The sequence below is a fragment of the Curtobacterium sp. MCPF17_002 genome (assembly GCF_003234115.2).
In the GTDB taxonomy this organism is placed as follows: Bacteria; Actinomycetota; Actinomycetes; order Actinomycetales; family Microbacteriaceae; genus Curtobacterium.
This window is the reverse complement of the sequence record NZ_CP126251.1, coordinates 1,338,572-1,356,842: the sequence shown is the minus strand read 5'-3', so window position 1 is coordinate 1,356,842 and position 18,271 is coordinate 1,338,572. Positions and strand designations below refer to the sequence as shown.

The 18,271-nt window shown below is 72.3% G+C and carries 13 protein-coding genes and 1 pseudogene; 3 read left to right on the top strand and 11 right to left on the bottom strand.

Translation table 11 applies throughout. The features are described 5' to 3' along the window. The first annotated feature begins 60 nt into the window (after positions 1 to 60). Complete coding sequence (locus DEJ28_RS06455; RefSeq protein ID WP_111117519.1) at positions 61 to 1,686, top strand: D-apionate lactonase family protein; 1,626 nt, start codon at positions 61 to 63, stop codon at positions 1,684 to 1,686. Between the two features lie 80 nt (positions 1,687 to 1,766). On the opposite strand, the gene DEJ28_RS06450 is transcribed toward DEJ28_RS06455, so the two are convergent. From DEJ28_RS06450 to DEJ28_RS06425, 6 genes are read right to left on the bottom strand one after another with little or no spacing between them, the layout of a single operon-like run. Beyond that, positions 1,767 to 2,684: a phosphogluconate dehydrogenase C-terminal domain-containing protein gene (locus DEJ28_RS06450; RefSeq protein WP_111117520.1), complete on the bottom strand. Its 918-nt coding sequence runs from the start codon at positions 2,682 to 2,684 to the stop codon at positions 1,767 to 1,769. Then, positions 2,681 to 3,526, bottom strand: coding sequence for a sugar phosphate isomerase/epimerase family protein (locus tag DEJ28_RS06445; RefSeq protein ID WP_111117521.1), 846 nt, complete (start codon positions 3,524 to 3,526; stop codon positions 2,681 to 2,683). Before DEJ28_RS06445 ends, DEJ28_RS06450 begins: the two co-directional genes overlap by 4 nt. Further along, positions 3,523 to 4,323: a triose-phosphate isomerase family protein gene (locus DEJ28_RS06440; protein WP_111117522.1), complete on the bottom strand. Its 801-nt coding sequence runs from the start codon at positions 4,321 to 4,323 to the stop codon at positions 3,523 to 3,525. The genes DEJ28_RS06445 and DEJ28_RS06440 overlap by 4 nt, the downstream gene beginning before the upstream one ends. Further along, positions 4,320 to 4,820 (bottom strand): ribose-5-phosphate isomerase, encoded by a 501-nt coding sequence (locus DEJ28_RS06435; RefSeq protein ID WP_111117523.1) that lies wholly within the window; start codon positions 4,818 to 4,820, stop codon positions 4,320 to 4,322. The genes DEJ28_RS06440 and DEJ28_RS06435 overlap by 4 nt, the downstream gene beginning before the upstream one ends. A 31-nt stretch (positions 4,821 to 4,851) precedes the next feature. Further along, positions 4,852 to 6,573, bottom strand: coding sequence for a dihydroxyacetone kinase family protein (locus DEJ28_RS06430; protein ID WP_111117524.1), 1,722 nt, complete (start codon positions 6,571 to 6,573; stop codon positions 4,852 to 4,854). Beyond that, positions 6,570 to 7,955 carry an MFS transporter gene (locus tag DEJ28_RS06425; RefSeq protein ID WP_111117525.1) on the bottom strand — a complete coding sequence of 462 codons (1,386 nt, stop codon included), beginning with the start codon at positions 7,953 to 7,955 and terminating at the stop codon, positions 6,570 to 6,572. Before DEJ28_RS06425 ends, DEJ28_RS06430 begins: the two co-directional genes overlap by 4 nt. 183 nt (positions 7,956 to 8,138) lie before the next feature. Here DEJ28_RS06425 and DEJ28_RS06420 point away from each other — a divergent pair, with 183 nt between their 5' ends. Beyond that, positions 8,139 to 8,897 (top strand): FadR/GntR family transcriptional regulator, encoded by a 759-nt coding sequence (locus DEJ28_RS06420; RefSeq protein ID WP_111117526.1) that lies wholly within the window; start codon positions 8,139 to 8,141, stop codon positions 8,895 to 8,897. Positions 8,898 to 9,046: 149 nt separating this feature from the next. Here DEJ28_RS06420 and DEJ28_RS06415 read toward each other — a convergent pair whose 3' ends face one another. Together DEJ28_RS06415 and DEJ28_RS18050 are read right to left on the bottom strand one after the other, a co-directional pair. Further along, positions 9,047 to 13,015: an SGNH hydrolase domain-containing protein gene (locus DEJ28_RS06415; RefSeq protein ID WP_111117527.1), complete on the bottom strand. Its 3,969-nt coding sequence runs from the start codon at positions 13,013 to 13,015 to the stop codon at positions 9,047 to 9,049. Positions 13,016 to 13,317: 302 nt separating this feature from the next. Next, positions 13,318 to 13,614: pseudogene (locus tag DEJ28_RS18050) on the bottom strand (pentapeptide repeat-containing protein); the annotation flags it as partial. Here DEJ28_RS18050 and DEJ28_RS06410 point away from each other — a divergent pair. Next, positions 13,528 to 14,256: a class I SAM-dependent methyltransferase gene (locus DEJ28_RS06410; RefSeq protein WP_111117528.1), complete on the top strand. Its 729-nt coding sequence runs from the start codon at positions 13,528 to 13,530 to the stop codon at positions 14,254 to 14,256. The pseudogene DEJ28_RS18050 and the gene DEJ28_RS06410 overlap by 87 nt on opposite strands. A gap of 186 nt (positions 14,257 to 14,442) precedes the next feature. Here the strand turns inward: DEJ28_RS06410 and DEJ28_RS06405 are convergent, their stop codons facing one another. The 3 genes from DEJ28_RS06405 to DEJ28_RS06395 are packed head-to-tail and all read right to left on the bottom strand — an operon-like array spanning position 14,443 to position 17,788. Next, a complete protein-coding gene (locus DEJ28_RS06405; RefSeq protein ID WP_258368299.1) occupies positions 14,443 to 15,348 on the bottom strand; it encodes a sugar phosphate isomerase/epimerase family protein in 906 nt (301 codons plus the stop codon). Then, a complete protein-coding gene (locus DEJ28_RS06400) occupies positions 15,345 to 16,544 on the bottom strand; it encodes a DUF993 family protein (protein ID WP_111117529.1) in 1,200 nt (399 codons plus the stop codon). The genes DEJ28_RS06405 and DEJ28_RS06400 overlap by 4 nt, the downstream gene beginning before the upstream one ends. Continuing rightward, positions 16,541 to 17,788 carry a Gfo/Idh/MocA family protein gene (locus DEJ28_RS06395; RefSeq protein ID WP_111117531.1) on the bottom strand — a complete coding sequence of 416 codons (1,248 nt, stop codon included), beginning with the start codon at positions 17,786 to 17,788 and terminating at the stop codon, positions 16,541 to 16,543. The genes DEJ28_RS06400 and DEJ28_RS06395 overlap by 4 nt, the downstream gene beginning before the upstream one ends. Between the last annotated feature and the right edge of the window lie 483 nt (positions 17,789 to 18,271).

Genomic DNA, 18,271 nt, shown 5'->3' with positions numbered 1-18,271 from the left:
CGCCGTCGCTCCACGAACCCATCATTGCGCAACCGGTTGACCGACTGGTAGCAAGAGACCGTGACCGACGACGAAGTGCCCGACGACGACGTGTGGGACCGGCCGACCGATGTCAACGCCGACGCCGACGCCGACGAGGTCGTCACCGTCGGGCCGTGGCGGCTGACCCTCCGCGGAGCCGAGGTCGCGGACGTGCAGCACCGCGGCGTCACGGTCCTGCGGGCGATCCGGTTCGTCACCCGCGACCACAACTGGCGCACCGCCGACGACACGGTCCGACGTCGCACGGTCGAGGTGCACGACGACTCGAGCGCGCACGTCCGGATCGAGGCGACGAGCACGTACGACGCCGTTCCGGTCCTCGACGTCGTGCTCGACGTGTCCGTCGCGGGCGGCACCGTGGTGGTCGACGCCGTCGGCACGACGACCAGGGCGTTCCGCCGCAACCGCATCGGACTCGTCGTCCTGCACCCGCCGACCCTGGCGGGCACACCGTTCACGGTCCGGCACCCGTTCAGCGGCCCGACCGACCACGTGTTCCCGACCTGGATCGCACCGCACCAGCCCGCCACCGACGTGGTCGGGTACACGTGGACGACCGGCGGCGTGGACGTCGACGTCTCCCTCCTCGGCGACGGCTTCGAGATGGAGGACCAGCGCAACTGGACCGACGCCTCGTACAAGACCTACTCGACGCCGCTGTCCGAGCCGTTCCCGGTCGCGCTCGAGGCGGGCACCACGATCCACCAGTCCGTCGCGCTGGACTGCGGTCCGGCAGGTGCGTTCCCGCCGGGAGGCGCGGCCTCCCCCGCCCCGGCCCTCGCCCTGCTGGACGGGCCGGCTCCCACCACCGTGGTCACCCCGCCACCGACGCTCCAGCTCCTCGCGGGCTCCGCACCGACTGCAGCGCGTCCGGACGACGCCGCGCTGCTCCGCGACGTGCCGATCCTGGTCGAGCCGGTGCTCGGCGACCCGAACGTCGCCGCGGTGCTGGCCTCGGCCCGTCGGGACGCCGGCGGGGCACCGCTCGACGTCCGGTTCGTGACCGACGACCCGGCGCTGCTGCGGGCCGCGATCGACGCGGTCCTCGCCGACGGGCCGGTCGCCCGGGTCGGTGCGTACGACCCCGTGTCGCACGTGACCACGCCCGCACTGCAGGACGCGCTGCGGGCAGCGGCGGGCGCACACGGTGGCCTCGCGGCCGTCGCCGGTACCCGCGCCCACTTCACCGAGCTGAACCGTTCGATCGACGTCTTCGGCGGGTGGGACGGCCCGCTCACGTTCGCTCTCACGCCGCAGATGCACGACCGGTCCCGTGCCCAGGTGACCGAGTCGGTGCGGATGCAGCGCTGGGTGGTGAGCAGCGCCTCCAGGCTGGCCGCCGGCAGGCAGCTCCACATCGGACCGGTGACGCTGCGGCCACGGTTCAACGCGGTCGCGACGGCGCCCGGTCGGGTGGTGACGGACCCGTCGACGGTGGACGGGTACGGACCGCAGGACGTGCCGGACGCGACCGACCCGGGGCAGCACTCGCGGGCCGCCGATGACTGGTTCGCGGCGTCGGTGGCAGCGCTCACGGTGTCCGGCGTCGCGTCGATCACGCTCGCCGAGGCCTGGGGGCCGCGGGGCGTGGTCACCTCGGACGGGACCCGCTCCCCCGCTGCCCGGGTGTTCCGACGGCCTTGACTGCGCCTTGGGCAAGGGGAACGCCCCGCCGGAAGGGGGTCGGCGGGGCGTTCCGGTCTGTCAGCGCGGGTCAGCGCGGGTCAGCGCTTGACGGCGTCGATCTTGAGCATCTTGGCGATGACGGAGTCGAGCTCGCTGTCGTCGAAGACCTGCTTCCAGTCCTCCTTGATGAGCTTCTCGCGGCCGTAGCCCATCGCGATGTGGCAGGCGTCCGAGAACGGGTTCGAGCCGCGGAGGCCGTTCGTCAGCGCGATCCAGGTGTGGCCGTAGAGCATGGCGCGCGCGGCCTCGCGGGGCACCCCGACACCGGTCACGGTCTCCTCGAGCGCGTCGTTGAGGAAGTCGCCGATCATGCAGGCGATGGTCTCGACGAGGGTCGGCTCGAGCACGGCGAGCTGCTTCACGGTGACCCAGTGCACCCGGATGACCGGCGCGTACATCGTCGTGATGACGGCCTCGGCGATCGCCTTCGCGCGCTCGCCCTCGTCGCCGAGGGACTCGGACGCGTCGAAGGCCGCGATGACCTCCTGCGGGGCGGCGATGCCACCGAAGGTGTCGTCCCACTCCTCCTTCGAGGTGCGCTCGAGGAACACCGACGGGTGGCACGGGTGCGCCACGGCGTAGTGGATGTCCTCACGCTTGGCGAGGAGCCCCGCGTAGGCGGCGGCCGGGTCGAGCGTCAGGATCGACGCGCCGGGCTTCATCACGGGGACGAGCTGCTCGGAGACCTTGCCGAGGACGACGTCCGGCACGGCGAGGATGACGACGTCGGCGACCTTCGCGGCCTCGACGCTGTCGGTGAGCTCGCGCCCGAGCTCCTGGATGCGCTCCTGGCCGGCGGGCGAGGCCTCGCTGTAGAGCGTCGTGTACTCGCTCTTCGCGAAGTTGTTCGAGACGCGGGTGCCCATCTTGCCGCCGGCGCCGATCACGGCGACGGTGACGTCGGCGGTGCCCGAGCCGGCAGCGACGGTGTGGGTGGTGATGGCGGTGTCGGTCATGATTCCCTGCTCCTGATGTACTCGATGGTGTGTTCGGTCCACTCCGCCTCGATGCGGGTGGTGGTCTCGGCGGGCGTCTCGCCCGGTCGCGGTTCGGCGCCCGCGTGCTCGTCCTGCCACGGCAGCCAGAACTCGACGACGCGGTTGATGCCACGGGTTTCGGGGTCGATCGCGGCGCGGACGGCGTCGTGGTCGAGGAGCCCGGTGCCGGTGCGGACGCCGGTGTACTGGAACCCGACCCAGCCCGGGGACCGGGTGAACGCCGAGTCCTTGACGTGCCAGTTGACGACGAACGGGGCGGTCATCGCCACGACGTCCCCCGGGTGTTCGAGCCGGGCGACGGTGTTGGCTGGGTCGAGGCAGATGCCGAGGCTGTCGGAGCCGATCGTCTTGACGACGGCGACGAGGTCGGCGGTGGCGACGACCTCGTAGGTCTCCAGCGCGAGGGTCACGCCCGCGCGCTCGTAGGCGGGGAGCGCCTGCCGCAGGCGTCGTTCGGTCTCGGCCGCGTCGGGCTGGTCGTCGCCGCTCGTCCACATGCTGCGCACGAGCGTCGCGCCGAGCTGCTGCGCGACGTGCAGGTACCGGGCGAGGTGCTCGGGCCGGGTGCCGCGGGTTCCGACCTCGAGTGTGAGACCGAGGTCGGCGGCCAGGGACCGGATCGAGGCCAGGCGCTCGTCGGTCGCGGTGTCGAGCGGCAGGTGGTCGCAGATCTGGAAGAGGTCGACGCCGTCGTGGGAGGCAGCGTCGCGGAGCGCGTCGTCGAGGGACATCGGCGACGGGACGCGGTCGGACATGCGCCAGAAGTAGGCGTAGGTGGAGAGGCCGAGGAGGGAGGTCATGCTCGTGCTCCCAGCTGCTCGGCTTCGTCGAGGATCGTGCGGATCGCCTCGGGGTCGTGCGCGAACCGTCCGAGGAACAGACCGCCGATGCGTCCCGCTCCCCGGGTGAGGAGGCCCGGACCGGCACTGCCCCCGTAGATCACGACGGAGCCGGCGAGCTCCGGCCGGGTCGCCAGGTGCTGCTCGATCCCCGCGAGGACCGCGACGATGTGCGCGTCCGGGGCGGGCTGCGGGGCACCGATCGCCCAGACCGGCTCGTAGGCGACGATGACCGGACCGGCGATGCGGTCCGCGACGGCCGTGGACACGAACCGGTCGAGCTGCGCGGTGACCTCGGCGACGGCGGCGGTCGTGCCCCCGTCGGCCGCCTGCTCTGTCTCGCCGACGCAGATCAGCGGCCGCAGGTGGTTGCGGAAGGCCGCGTGGACCTTGCCGGCGACCTCGTCGTCGGTCTCGTGGAAGAGGGAGCGACGCTCGGCGTGCGCGATCTCGACGAGGTCGACACCGATCTCACGGAGCTCGGTGCCGGAGACCTCGCCGGTGAACGCGCCCTCGTCGGCCCAGGCCAGGTCCTGCGCGCCGAGGAGCACGGGCGTGCCCTCGAGCACGGCGCCGACCGGCACGAGCGACGGGAAGGTCGGGATGACGAAGAGCTCGACCGCTCCGGACTGCACCGCCGGGTGGTTCCGGGCGATGTCGGCCACGGCGGCCGCCCACTCGAGCGTCCGGGCGTGCGAGAAGTACATCTTGAGCGACACCCCGATCGTCAGTGGGGCGGTCGCCGTGGCGGCGCTCATGCGTCGGCGCCGACCGGTGCGGAGCCGTCGGCAGTGCTTGTTTCGTAGGCGCAGATGGCGTTGACCTTCTCGGCGCTGGCGGACGACGGGTCGAAGGTGTAGCCGAGCCACTCCTTCGCCATCCGGCGGGCGACCTCGACACCGACGACGCGCTGGCCCATGCAGAGGACCTGGGCGTCGTTCGACAGGATCGAGCGCTCGACGGAGAACGAGTCGTGCGCAGTCACGGCACGGATGCCGGGGACCTTGTTCGCCGCGATCGCGACGCCGAGCCCGGTGCCGCAGACGAGGATCGCGCGGTCGGCCTCACCGGCTGCGACGAGCTCCGCCGCGTCGACGGCCACGTGCGGGTACGCGGTGTGTCCGTCGGCGTCGACACCGACGTCGACCACGGACGCGACCCGGGGGTCCTTCGCCAGGTCGGCCTTGATGATCTCCTTGTAGTCGAACCCGGCGTCGTCCGAGCCGACGACGATGCGGAACTGCTGCTCACTCATGCGGATTGCCCTTCGTGGTGTGGATCGGACTTCAGGCCGGGACGGCGATCGTGGAGAGGACCGCGGCGGTGATGAGCGCGAACGAGACCGCGCCGGCGTCGGGGGTGCCGACGGCGTCCTCGCCGTGGGTACGGGCGCGCCCCATCCGCGGCAGCAGGGCGGCCGTGGCGTCGGCCGCGGTGCTCGCGGCGGCGGAAGCGGCCGCCCACGCGGTGACGAGGTCGTCGCCCGCGCCGACGCGTGCGGTCAGGACCTCGTCGAACGGGACGAGCGCATCGACCATCGTCTTGTCGCCGGGCACCGCACCGAAGGCGAGGACCGCGTCGGCGGCGGCGTGCACCGCGCTCTGGACGGTGGCAGCCGTCGGACGGGAGTCGTCGCCGAGGACGCGACCCAGTGCCTCCAGGGCGGCACCCCAGATCGCGCCGGACGTGCCACCGGCCTTGTCGGACCAGGCGTCGCCCGCGATGGCGAGCACGCTGCCGGCACCGGCACCGCGGTCGGCGGCGTCGCCGGCGGCCGCGTCGGCGGCGGTGGAACCGCGCTGCATGCCGATGCCGTGGTCGCCGTCGCCGGCGACCGCGTCGATCCGGCCGAGCTCGTCGGCGTGCTGGTCGATCGTCGTCCGGATGGCGGTGATCGCGGCGGCGACGACGCGCGCGGACTCCTGGGACTCCGGGGTGCCCGGGGTGACCGGGGCCTGGACGTCGGCGGTGAGGACGTGCTCGGGGAGGCGCTCCTGCGGGACCGCACCGCCCTTGCGGAAGGCGGGGCTGTCGGCGGGAGCGGCCCAGAGCTGCTCGAGTTCGTCGTCGAGCCAGAACAGGGTCAGCGAGACGCCCGCCATGTCGAAGCTCGTGACGAGTTCGCCGACCTCGGGTTCGACGATGACGACCCCCGCGTCGGCGAGCTTCCGCTGCACGGCGTTGAAGACGACGAAGAGCTCCTCGTACTTCACCGAGCCGAGACCGTTGAGGATCGGGACGACGCGGGCGCCGTCGGTCGTGACGCCGTCCGGCACCTCGGTGAGGAGCTTGTCGACCAGCAGGTCGGCCAGGCCGTCCGCGGTGGGGACGTCCGCCTCGTCGATGCCCCGCTCGCCGTGGATGCCCATGCCGATGGCCATGCGGCCCTCGGGGACGGTGAAGAGCGGCTCGTCGGCACCGGGCAACGAGCAGCCGGAGAAGGCGACGCCGAAGCTGCGGGTGCGGTCGTTGGCACGCTCGGCGACGGCGGTGACATCGTCCAGGGTCCGGCCCTGCTCGGCGGCGGCGCCGGCGACCTTGAAGACGCAGAGGTCGCCCGCGATGCCACGGCGCTTGTGCGCCTCGGCGGCCGGTGCTGATGCGACGTCGTCGGTCACGCGGACCGTGCGGACCGCGATGCCGGCCTCGGTCAGCGCACGGGCCGCGGCGTCGAAGTTGAGGACGTCGCCGGCGTAGTTGCCGTAGGAGAGGAGGACGCCCGCGCCGTGCTCGGACGCCTTCGCGACCGCGGTGACCTGCTGGGCGCTGGGGCTCGCGAAGAGGTTCCCCATCGCGGCACCGGCGGCGAGTCCGTGTCCGACGAGTCCACCGAAGGCCGGGTAGTGGCCGGAGCCGCCCCCGACGACGAGTGCGACGGTGCCCTCCGGGCTCGTCGTGGCGCGGGCCACCCCGCCGTGGACCTTCCGGACCCACGCCCGGTTGGCGGCGACGAAGCCGTCGACCATCTCGTCCGCGAAGTCCGCGGGGTCGTTGAACAGGCGGGTCATGCGGTCTCCTGCACGGTCGTCGCGGCGCCGGTCGCTGCTGCGTCCTGCTGGTCGCGCTTCTTGGTGTTCCGGCCGAGGACGAACATCAGGACGCTGGAGAGCACCATGAAGAAGCCGACGATGAACATCGGCACCTGGTAGCCGCCGGTCCACTCGCTGACCGCACCCGTGATGTACGGGGCCGCGAAGCCGCCGAGGTTGCCGATGGTGTTGATGAGTGCGACGCCGGCGGCCGCAGCGGCACCGGTCAGGAACTGCGTCGGCACCGTCCAGAAGTTCGGCAGCGCCGCGAAGATGGCGGAGGCCGTGATCGCGATGACGGCGACGGTGGCCGCCGGGCTGTTCATGTAGAGGGCGACGGGGATGCTCAGACCGCCCACGAGGGCCGGGACGGCGATGTGCCACACCCGGACACCGCGGCGGAAGGCGTCACGCGACCAGAAGTAGAGGACGACCGCGGCGGGCACGTACGGGATCGCCGTGATGAGGCCCTTCTGGAAGAGGTCGAACGTCGTGCCGAACTGCTCCTGGAAGCCGTCGATGATCGTCGGCAGGAAGAAGCTCAGCGCGTAGAGGCCGTAGATGAAGCCGAAGTACACCGCGGCGAGCATCCAGACACGCCCGGAGCCGAAGGCCGCGCGGAGGCCGCCCTTGGCGTGGCCGTTCCCGCTCTTCGCGGCGTTCTCCTTCGCGAGCGCACCCTCGAGCCAGGTCTTCTCGTCCTCGTCGAGCCACTTCGCCTGCGACGGCTTGTCCTTGAGCACGAACAGGCACAGGATGCCGACGATGATCGCCGGGATCGAGACGCAGAGGAACATGAAGCGCCAGCCGGCCAGTCCCCCGAGCAGGCCCTCGTGCGTCATCAGCCAGCCGGCGAGCGGCGACCCGATCACGCTGGTGAGTGGCTGCGCCAGGTAGAACAGCGCGAGCATCTTGCCGCGGTGCCGTGCCGGGACCCAGGTCGACAGGAACAGGATCGCGCCGGGGAAGAAGCCGGCCTCGGCGATGCCGAGCAGGAAGCGCAGGCCGACGAGCTGCGGGTAGTTCTGCACCCACGTGAACAGCAGCGAGACGAGGCCCCACGTGATCATGATGCGGGCGAGCCAGATCCGGGCGCCGAACTTGTGGAGCGCCAGGTTGGACGGCACCTCGAGCACGAGGTAGCCGACGAAGAACACACCCGATGCGAACCCGAACTGGGCGGCGGTCAGACCGAGGTCCGCCTCCATGCCGTTCGGGGCGGCGAAGGAGATCGCGGTGCGGTCGAGGAAGTTGATGAAGAACATCAGTGCGACGAACGGCACGATGCGGATCGCGATCTTGCGGATGGCCGTCTTCTCGACGACCGAGGTGGGGATGCCTCGCGTGGCGGGGATGTCCACGATGACTCCTGCTCGGTGGGGATGGTTCGACTCCTGGCACGGGCTGCTGCGCCCGGCACGGAGTGGGCGCATCGGTGCGCCGGAGACCAGTGTGCGCGGTCCCCTTCAACTTGTCAACCGGTTGACCATTCGGCGCGATCCGACGTCCCCGGTAACCGGTTGACCGACCGGTACGCTCACTGCATGCCCGCGTTCAGCGAGAACGACCCCCTCAACATCCGGCTCGAACTCGAGTCCGTCCCGGCCGGGTCCCCTGCGTCCGAGGTCGCCCGACAGCTGGTCTCCCTGCTGACCGCCGGGGACCTCGCACCGGGGTCGCGGCTGCCGTCCGAGCGGGTCCTCGCCGAGCGGCTCGGGGTCGGCCGGTCCGCCGTGCGCGAGGCCCTCGCCGCCCTCGAGATCCTCGGCATCGTGCAGATCCGCCCCGGTTCCGGCACGTACCTGCGCGGCGGGATGTCGGACCTGCTCCCGACGACGCTGTCGTGGGGGCTCATGCTCGCCTCGAACCGCACGCGCGAACTGCTCGAGATCCGGTCGTCGCTCGAACGGACCGCCGCGATCCTCGCCGCCCAGCGCGCGACCCCGGCGCAGCTCGACGAACTGCAGACCTACCTCGACCGCCAGGAGACCGCGCTCGACGACCCCGACGCGTTCATCGACGCCGACGTGCGGTTCCACGTTCTGCTCGCCCGCGCCGCCGGGAACGACGTGCTCGCCGACCTGCTGCAGAGCCTCCGGTCGATGCTCAGCGTGTGGGTCGGACGCCGGGTCCGGACGCGCCAGGCGACCGAGGCGGCGTACGACGAGCACCGTGCGATCTTCGAGGCGCTCCGGGCGGGCGACGTGCTCGCCGTGCAGCGGGCGATGGACGAGCACATGGCCACGGCGAGCGCCCGCATCGAGAACGCCGAGCCGGTCCCCGAGGACGAGTCCGTCGCCTGAGCCGTCGGGCGCGCGGCGCGCGGCCGCGGCGCGCGGCGCCCGTGCCCGACGCCCGGCGCGCGACATCACGCGCTGAGCGACACTTCACGCCGTGATGCACGCGTGAAGTGTCGCTCAACGCGAATACGCGCGCGCCGCCGCGCCGCGCCCTACGACGTCCGCAGCAGCGGCGCCACGAGCGGCTCGAGCCACCGGCTGTACGCCGTCGACATGTGCGTCTGGTCGCGGTACACGAGCTTGTCCTGCACCACCACCGGGCACCCGTCGTCCGTGCAGAACCAGTCGCGCGGCTCCACGGTCGGCACGCCCGCGGCACGCACGGTCTCGGCGACGTCCTCGTGGCGGCCGGACACCGCGTACGCCTGCTTCTCCGACTGGTTGCACTCCCCCACGGTGTCGAGGTGCTCGGCCACGCACGACACGGCGTCGCCGTTCGGCACCGGCGTGTCGAGCATGTACACGGTCTTCACGCCCGAGGCCCGCATCGTCGCCGCGGTCTCGGCGGTGCCGTCGGCCCACGTCGTGTTCGACACCTGCTTGCCCGGCACGTTGTCCGACTGCGCCATCACGACGAGGTCCGGGTCGAGCGCCTCGATCCGCTTCATCGACGCGTCGCGCCAGGTCGGGCACTCCGTGTAGGTCCGCTTCAGCGACGAGTTGAACAGCTCGACGTCCTGCGCGACCGGGCACGCGGCCTTGGTCCACGCGACGACCTTCCAGCCCTCGGACTTGCCGGCGGCGTCGAACGCGGGCAGCCACTGCTGTGCGTGCGAGTCGCCCCAGAGCACGACGGTGCGGGAACCGGTCGGGTCGCCGTACACGCACGCCTTCTGCTGGATCTGCAGGTAGCCGGCGTGGCAGCCGTTGTCGGTGGAGTCCGGCTGGTCGTCGGCGGCGTCGGTGAGCCCCGGGGTGAGGTTCGCCGGCACGTCCGAGGTCTTCAGCGCCGACTGGATCGACGACTGGATCTCCTTCGTGTTGCCCTGGTCGAGCGTCGCCGCCTGCACCGTGCCACCGCTGCCGACGAGCGCCGGCACCGAGAACACGACCACCACCGCGGTCGCCGTCGTCACCGCAGCCGCTGCCGCGCCGACCGCGGCCCAGCGGATCCGCTTCCACCTGGCCCGGGCCGAGGGCGACTCGATGAGGTGGTAGGTGATCGTGGCGACCCAGAGTGCGACCGCCATCACCTCGAGCTTCTCGAGCCAACCGAGGTCGCGGTTCACCATCACGGGGACGAGCACGACCATCGGCCAGTGCCAGAGGTACCAGCCGTAGGACACCTTGCCGATCGCCTGGAAGGGCTTCAGCTGCAGCACGGTCTCGACCGAACCCCGGCGGTACACGCCGCCGCCGGCGATCACCGCGCAGGCGCCCAGGACCGGCAGGAGCGCGGCGGTCCCCGGGAACGGCGTCTCGTCCGAGTACACGAACGCGCTCGCCAGCACCGCTCCGAGACCGAGCCAGGTCAGCGCGACCTGCAGCATCGCGGGGATGCGGTTCAGCCATCGGGCGCCGATCGCCAGGAACGCCCCGGCGGCGAGCTCCCACGCACGGGTCTGCATCGAGAAGTACGCCAACGGCGAGTCGTGCGCGGTGATCGTGACGGAGGCCCACATCGAGCCGGCGAACACGAGCGTCACGACGGCGGCCATCGCGAGCCGGCGGTGCCGCTTCCACAGCACGATCGCCAGCGTCAGCACGAGCGGCCAGAGCAGGTAGAACTGCTCCTCGACGCCGAGCGACCAGAAGTGCTCGAGCGGCGAGGCCGGACCGTCCGCGGCCTGGTAGTCGACCCCCTGCGCGGCGAGCCGGTAGTTGAGGGCGAAGAACGTCGCCGCGACACCGTCCCACGCCACGTTCGAGGCGCGCAGGATCGAGTCGAACACGCGGGTCGCCACCACGGTCACGGCGATGACGAGGAGCGCGGTCGGCAGCAGCCGCCGGATGCGCCCGGCGTAGAAGGCGCCGAAGTCGATCCGGCCCTTGCGGTCGACCTCACGGAGCAGCTGCCCCGTGATGAGGAACCCGGAGATCGCGAAGAACACGTCCACCCCGACGTAGCCGCCACTCAGGACCGGCGCACCCGTGTGGTAGATGACGACGAGGAGCACCGCGATCGCGCGGAGCCCCTGGATGTCCGGCCGGAACACGCGCGGTCCGACCGCCTGCGGACGCTCGGCCTGGACCGGCACCTCGACGGGGGCGGCAGCAGCCGGCAGCGCGACCGGGTCGAGTCGCTCACCGAACGCAGGACGGTCCTGCCGGGAGGCGCGGCTCGGCTCCGGCACGGAACCGACGGGGGACGACGGGCTCACCGCCGGCGAGAGCGGCGGTGCCGGCAGGGCGGCATCGGTCGCGTCCGCCGCCGTGACGGAGGCGAGTGCGGGGGTGGAAGCCGACGCCCCGACGGGGCGGGCCGGCCTGCGGGCGGCGAGTCGCGCCTCCCGGCGGTCCGCCCGAGCCGCCTTCCGGACCGCGCGCCCCGGTGCCGACGGGACCGACAGGAAGAGCATCGGGACCTGCACGTAGGCGTGGATCGCGGCGAGGATCCACATCGCCCAGAGCACGTCGAAGCCGAACCGGACCGTCGCCCACGCGAGCCCCGTCCACGTGACGAGCAGGGACGACGTGACCGTGATCCGCATCACCCGGGCGATCTGCGTGCCGAGCGGCGTCGTGACCTTCTTCGCGGCGCCGGTGGGCACCCACTCCTTCGTCTTGCCGGTGAGGACGTGCACGATCGCGACGGCGTGGGCGAACGAGTACAGCGACTGGATCCGCAGGACGTCGATGCGCCAGCGGGACTTGTACATGATCGGGACGACCACGAGCCACATGAACATCGCGCCGAGCAGCCAGACCGAGTTCTGCGGCATGATCCACTGCGGCAGCCCGAAGAGCATCACGAGGCCCGGGAGCGGCGACAGGAACACGTTGACCGCGGTCGAGATGTAGTAGAGGAAGCCCGACCAGAAGCACATCCGCTGCCGCAGGCTGATGTGCGGGTTCTCGTGGAAGCTCGTGTCGGCGAGGAGCGACATCGACCCCGTGCACCAGCGGTACTGCTGGTTGAGGAACGATGCCAGGTCGTCCGGGCACATGCCCTTCGACACCAGGATCGGCACGTACCGGACCAGGAACCCGACGCGCATGAGGTTCACCCCGGTGTGGACGTCCTCGGAGTGGCCGATCTGGGCGAAGCCGCCCGCCTGCTCCAGTGCGGCACGACGGTAGATCGCGCACGTGCCGACGCAGATGGCCGCGTTCGACCGGTCGCGGGCCGGCTGGATCCAGCGGTAGAAGAGCTCCTGCGTCGCACCGGCGGTGCGCTGCAGCCAGTGCATCCCCTTGCGGGCGTCGAAGAACTGCGGCGACTGCACGATGCCGAGGCCTTGGTCGTCGAAGTACGGCACCAGCTCGTGCAGGTAGTCGGCGCGCGGCACGAAGTCGGCGTCGAACACCGCGATGAGGTCGCCCTCCGACTGCTCGTAGCCGTGCCGCAGGTTGCCGGCCTTCTTGAGGTGGCCGCGGTTCGGGCGCACCTCGTACCGGTAGCCGTAGCGGCGCGCGAGGTCGGCGACCTCGGGGCGGTCCCCGTCGTCGAGCACGTACACGGTCAGGGTCGTCGGCCACCGGAGCTTCGACACCCAGTAGTAGGTGTTCTCGAGGATCGCGATCGGCTCCCCCGCGGTCGGCAGGAACACGTCCACCGTCGGGTACCGGTCCGGCGCCCACGTGCGGATCCGCTCGACGTGGTCGCGCTTCCGGAACCGCTTGCTCCGGGAACTCGTCGTGAGCGAGATCACCAGGGTCAGGCAGTACAGCGTCGTCGGGATGAGGAACAGCAACAGTCCCGGAGCCGATGTGGAGAAGCGCCAGATGCTCGACGCGATGAGCGCGAACGCGGCGGCCTGGGCGAACAGCATCCAGCGGTGCTGTCGGCCCATGTACCAGTACTTCTCGCGGTCCGTCGGCGGCGCCGGGAGGTACTGCGGGTCCTCCGTGCCGCTCTGTGGCGGCCGGTGTTCCTGATCGGTGGTGGTCGTGGTCGTGGTGGTCGTGCTCGTGGTCGATGCGTCGTGGCGCGCGTCGGCCACCGTGTCCGTGGACGTCATGTCGGGCCTTCCCCTGGTTCAGGCGTGACGAATGGCGTTGCAGTGGTGCGGGTACGGTGCGGGTGCGGTGCGGGTGCGTGTTCGCAGGCGTGTCGCGTGTTCGCGTGCGTGCTGCGGGTGTTCGCGTGCTGCGTGCGTGCTGCGTGTTCGGGTGCTGCGCTTGCTTCGCTTGCTGCGTTGACTGCGGGTGCCGCGGGTACTGCGGGTACTGCGGGTGCTTCGCGATCGCGTGCTGCGTGGTCGCGTCCGTGCTGCGTGGTTCGATGGTGATCGTTCCTCGGCCATGGTGCGTGACCAGAGGGTTACGTCGACCTGGCAGTATGCCCCTCGACCGGGGGACAGTTCGCTCGTCCTGACCGGGCGTCACGGAGGGGTTCGGCAGCGCGATGCCGATCGGACGCTGTCCCCCTCGTGCGCCCGCCCGTGGACTTCGTCGCCTGGATCAGCCCGATCCGTTGCCGGTCCGGCAACGGATCTTGTCCGGCGGACGCGGGGTGCGGTGGACTGCGCGGATGCACACTGGCTCCGCTGTTCCCGCGTCCGCTGCTCCTGCTTCCGGTGTTCCCGCTTCCGGTGTTCCCGCTTCCGGTGTTCCCGCTTCCGGTGTTCCCGCGCCGGCTGCGGCCTCGGCCCGGGACTGGTGGGAGGCGCGGTACTCCGAACGTGACGGCATCTGGTCGGGTCGGGTGAACGCCGTGCTCGCCTCGGTGGCGGACACGCTGCGGCCCGGGCGAGCGCTCGACCTCGGGTGCGGTGAGGGCGGCGACGTCGTCTGGCTCGCCGGGCAGGGGTGGGACGCGACGGGCATCGACCTGTCCGTCACCGCCCTCGAGCGTGGATCACGGGCCGCCGTCGCCTCGGGGCTGGAGGAGCGGACGGCGTTCGTCGCGGCCGATCTCGCGCGGTGGACGACGGCGGCGCTGTTCGACCTCGTCACGGCGTCGTTCCTGCAGTCGTGGCCGGTGGCGATCCCCCGCGAGGCCGTCCTGCGGCGGGCGACCGACTTCGTCGCGCCGGGAGGACACCTGCTCGTCACCGCGCATGCCGCACCGCCGCACGGGGACCTGCCCGAGGAGCTGCGGGCGTACCGGTTCCCGACGCCGGCGGAGGACCTCGCGGCGCTCGGGCTCGACGCCACCTGGGAGGTGCTCGCCGCCGAGCTCCGGCCGCGCACGGCGAGCACACCCGAGGGCGAGCCGCACGAGGTCGTCGACAGCGTGGTGCTCGTCCGGCGGCGCTGAGGCGCGGGCGGACCTCGCACGGTGCGAGGTCGCGGCGCGCGTCGGCGTCCGGTGCGAGGTCCCGGACTCCGTGCGAGGCGCCCGGGGTCCCACCGAGTGCGGAACCTCGCACCGTCGGAGCCCCACCTCGCACGGTGCGAGGGGGGCGGAGCCGGGCGGCCTCGCACGGTGCGAGGGAGGGCCGGGTCAGGCGGGCAGGGGCACCTCGGACGCGAAGGCCCGCACGACCCGCTCCACGACCGACGCCGCGGGCGTGTCCCACACCGCCTGGTTGAAGATCTCCACCTCGACGTCACCCGAGTAGCCCGTGGCCGAGACCGCTGCGGTCACCGGCCCGAAGTCGATGTGCCCGTCGCCCATCACACCCCGGGACAGCAGCGGGTCGGCGGCGATCGGCGTGAGCCAGTCGCACACCTGGAACGACGCGATCCGGCCGGCGGCTCCGGCGCGGGCCACGGACGCGGCGAGCGCCGGGTCCCACCACACGTGGAACGTGTCCACGACGACACCGACGGCAGCGGCCGGGAACGGCGCTGCGAGGTCGAGCGCCTGCGCCAGGGTCGACACCACGGCCCGGTCGGCGGCGTACATCGGGTGCAGGGGCTCCACGGCGAGCTGCACGCCGGCGTCGAGCGCGTGCGGCACGAGGTCGGCGAGGGCATCGGCCACGCGGCCTCGCGCCCCGGCGAGGTCCCGCGACCCGTCGGGCAGTCCCCCGGCGACGAGCACGAGGACCGCTGCCGATCCCCCGGCGCCGGCTGCGGCGAGGGCACGGGTCTCGTCGATCGCCCGACGGTTGTCGTCGAGCGCGCGCTGGCGGTCGGCCCCCGGGGGCAGGGTGAAGAACCCGCCCCGGCAGTGCGACGAGACCCGGAGCCCGGAGTCGGCGACCATGCGGACGGCCTCGTCGAGCCCGACCTCGGCGACGGGCTCCCGCCACGTGCCGATCGCCCCGACCCCGGCGGCCCGCACGGTGTCGAGCGCGTCGGACAGCGCGGCGTACTTGATCGTCGCCTGGTTGATCGAGAGGCGTGGGTGCGGTGCGACCGCACCCGGCCGCACGGGGACCACCGCGCCTGCTGCGGTGCTCACGCGACCACCTCGGCGACGGCGGGTTCGGCGGCGGGTGATCCGGGCCTCCAGGCCGTCACCGGCACACCGGCCGACGTGAGCAGGTCGTGCCAGCGCGAGGCGGCGAGCGACGGGTCCTCGAGGGCGCCGCAGGCGTTCGCGAGCCGCACCGTCTCGGACAGGTGCGGCAGGGACCGGCCCGCGTGCTGGCCGCCCACCATGGCGAACGCGGGCTGGTGGCCGTTCAGCCAGGCGAGGAAGGCGATGCCGGTCTTGTAGTGCCAGGTGGGGGCGCTGAAGACGTGGCGTGAGAGGGCTTCGGTGGGACCGAGGAGGGCGCGGTAGCAGGCCTCGTCGGGCAGGGCGCGCACGGCGGCGGACGCGATGGGGCCGACGGCGGCGAAGGCGCCGAGGAGGGCGTCGCTCCCGCTGGCGATGAGGTCCACGTAGTGGAAGTCGTCGCCGGTGAACATGCGGGCGGTCTCCGGGAGCCGGTCGCGCAGGGCGACCTCGGCGCTCGCGTCGAGCAGGCTCATCTTGATGCCCGAGACCCGGGATCCAGCGTCGCGCATGATCGCGAGGACGGTGTCCGGCCCGTCCGCGCCGCCGAAGTACCCGGCGAGCGCGGGGTCGAACGCCTCCCCCAGCCAGTGCAGCACCACGGGCGCACTCGCCCGCTCGATGACCCGGGCGTACACGCGGCGGTAGTCCGCGGCGGAGGTCGCGAACCGGGCGAGGTGCCGGCTGGCCATGAGCACCACCCCGGCGCCGGCGTCCTCGGCGTGGTGGAGCTGCCGGACGTACGCGTCAACGATCTGCTGTTCGCTCGCCGTCTCGTCGAGCAGGTCGTCCGTGTTGACGCCGACGACGATGCGGCCTCCGACGGACTGCGCTTCGTGCGCACTGCGGGTGACGAGCTCGCGGGTGGCGGCGGGGTCGAGGCCCATGTTCCGCTGCGCGGTGTCCATCGCGTCGGCGACGCCGAGCCCCCACGACCAGAGGTGGTGCCGGAACGCGAGGGTGGCGTCCCAGTCGAGGTCGGCCGGGGCTCCCGGCGTGTTGTCGGCGGCGACCCGTGGGACGACGTGTGCGGCTGCGTAGACGACCCGTTCGGTGAGCGGACCGGTCGGCTTCGCCGCCGCGGTCACGGCCGGCTCGCGTGCGGCTTCCGTCCGCGTCGTGCCGTCCGCGGCGAGGAGGGTGAAGGAGTCGGTCACGCGCGGGCTCCGACGGTCTCCGTGCGCTGGGCGACCTCCGGCGTCTCTGCCTGGAGGCGCGGCTCGGCCCCGGTGGACAGGCGCCGCTCCGGCAGGTCCGCCTCCGGCAGGTCGAGCTCCGGCAGGTCGAGCTCCGGCAGGTCGACTCGTCGACCCTCGGCGCTCGAGCGCAGACCGGCCTCGGCCAGTGCGACGCCGCGGGCACCGGAGAGCAGGTCGTAGGGGTGCGGGCGCCCGGCCAGGAGGTCGCGGAGGAAGTCCTCCCACTGCGCACGGAAGCCGTTGCCGAACTCCTCGTTGTCGGGGACCTCGAGCCACTGCCCGCGGTAGTCCCGCTCGTCCTTGAGGTCGGGGTTCCACACCGGCTTCGGCGTGGCGGTCCGCGGCTGGATCCGGCACCCGAACAGGCCCGCCACCGCGCTGCCGTCCGTGCCGTCGACCTGGAACTCCACGAGCTCGTCGCGGTCGACGCGGACCGCCCAGCTCGAGTTGATCTGCGCGGTGACACCACCCGCGAGGTCGAACACCCCGTAGGCGGCGTCGTCCGCCGTCGCCGGGTACTCGTGGCCCTGCTCGTCGGTGCGGTGCTCGATGTGCGTCACCGCGCGGGCGTACACCGACTCGACGCGGCCGAAGAGCTGCTCGAGCACGTAGTTCCAGTGCGGGAACATGTCGACGACGATGCCGCCGCCGTCCTCGCGGCGGTAGTTCCAGCTCGGACGCTGCGCGCTCTGCCAGTCCCCCTCGAACACCCAGTAGCCGAACTCCCCGCGGACGCTGAGGACCCGGCCGAAGAACCCGGAGTCGATCAGACGGCGGAGCTTCCGGAGGCCCGGCAGGTAGAGCTTGTCGTGCACGACGCCGTTCGGGACCCCGGCGTCGGCGGCCAGCTGCGCGAGTTCGAGCGCCTCGGCGGAGGTCTCGGCCGTCGGCTTCTCGGTGTAGATCGCCTTGCCGGCGGCGATCGCCTTGCGGAGGGCGTCGGCGCGGGCGCTCGTCACGGCGAAGTCGGCGAAGACGTCCCAGCGGGGGTCGGCGAGCGCGGTGTCGAGGTCGGTCGTCCAGTGCTCGAGGCCGTGCCGGTTCGCGATCTCCTCGAGCTTCGCGGCGTTCCGGCCGACCAGGAGGGGTTCGAGCTGCACGCGGGTGCCGTCGGGGAGCAGGAGTCCGCCGTCGTCCCGGATGGCGAGGATCGACCGGACGAGGTGCTGCCGGTAGCCCATGCGTCCGGTGACGCCGTTCATGATGATGCCGATGGTTCGCGTGGTCAACGCGTGCTCCCTTGCTCGCTGTGGCCGGCTTCCCGACGGGCTGGAAAGCGCTTGCCGGGAACCGTACACCACGTGTCGCGTTCCGCGCACCTGGTTGCACCCGTTGCCGCGTCGGGGCTGGGGGCGGTCGGGACGGGTCGGGCCGGGCGGGGTCGGGTCGGGCTGGGTGGGCGGGTCAGGCTCGCCGAGGTCGCACGACGCGCCGCTCAGGTCCGCCGAGATCGCACTTCGTGCAGGAAGCGGCGACGCCAACCGGCACGAAGTGCGATCTCAGCGCGCGGCAGCCGCCAGCAGGCTCAGGCCCGCCGAAGTCACACGACGCGCCGCTCAGGTCCGCCGAGATCGCACTTCGTGCAGGAAGCGGCGACGCCAACCGGCACGAAGTGCGATCTCAGCGCGCGGCGGCCGGCGGCGGAGTCAGGCCCGCCGAAGTCACACGACGCGCCGCCCGCCGCG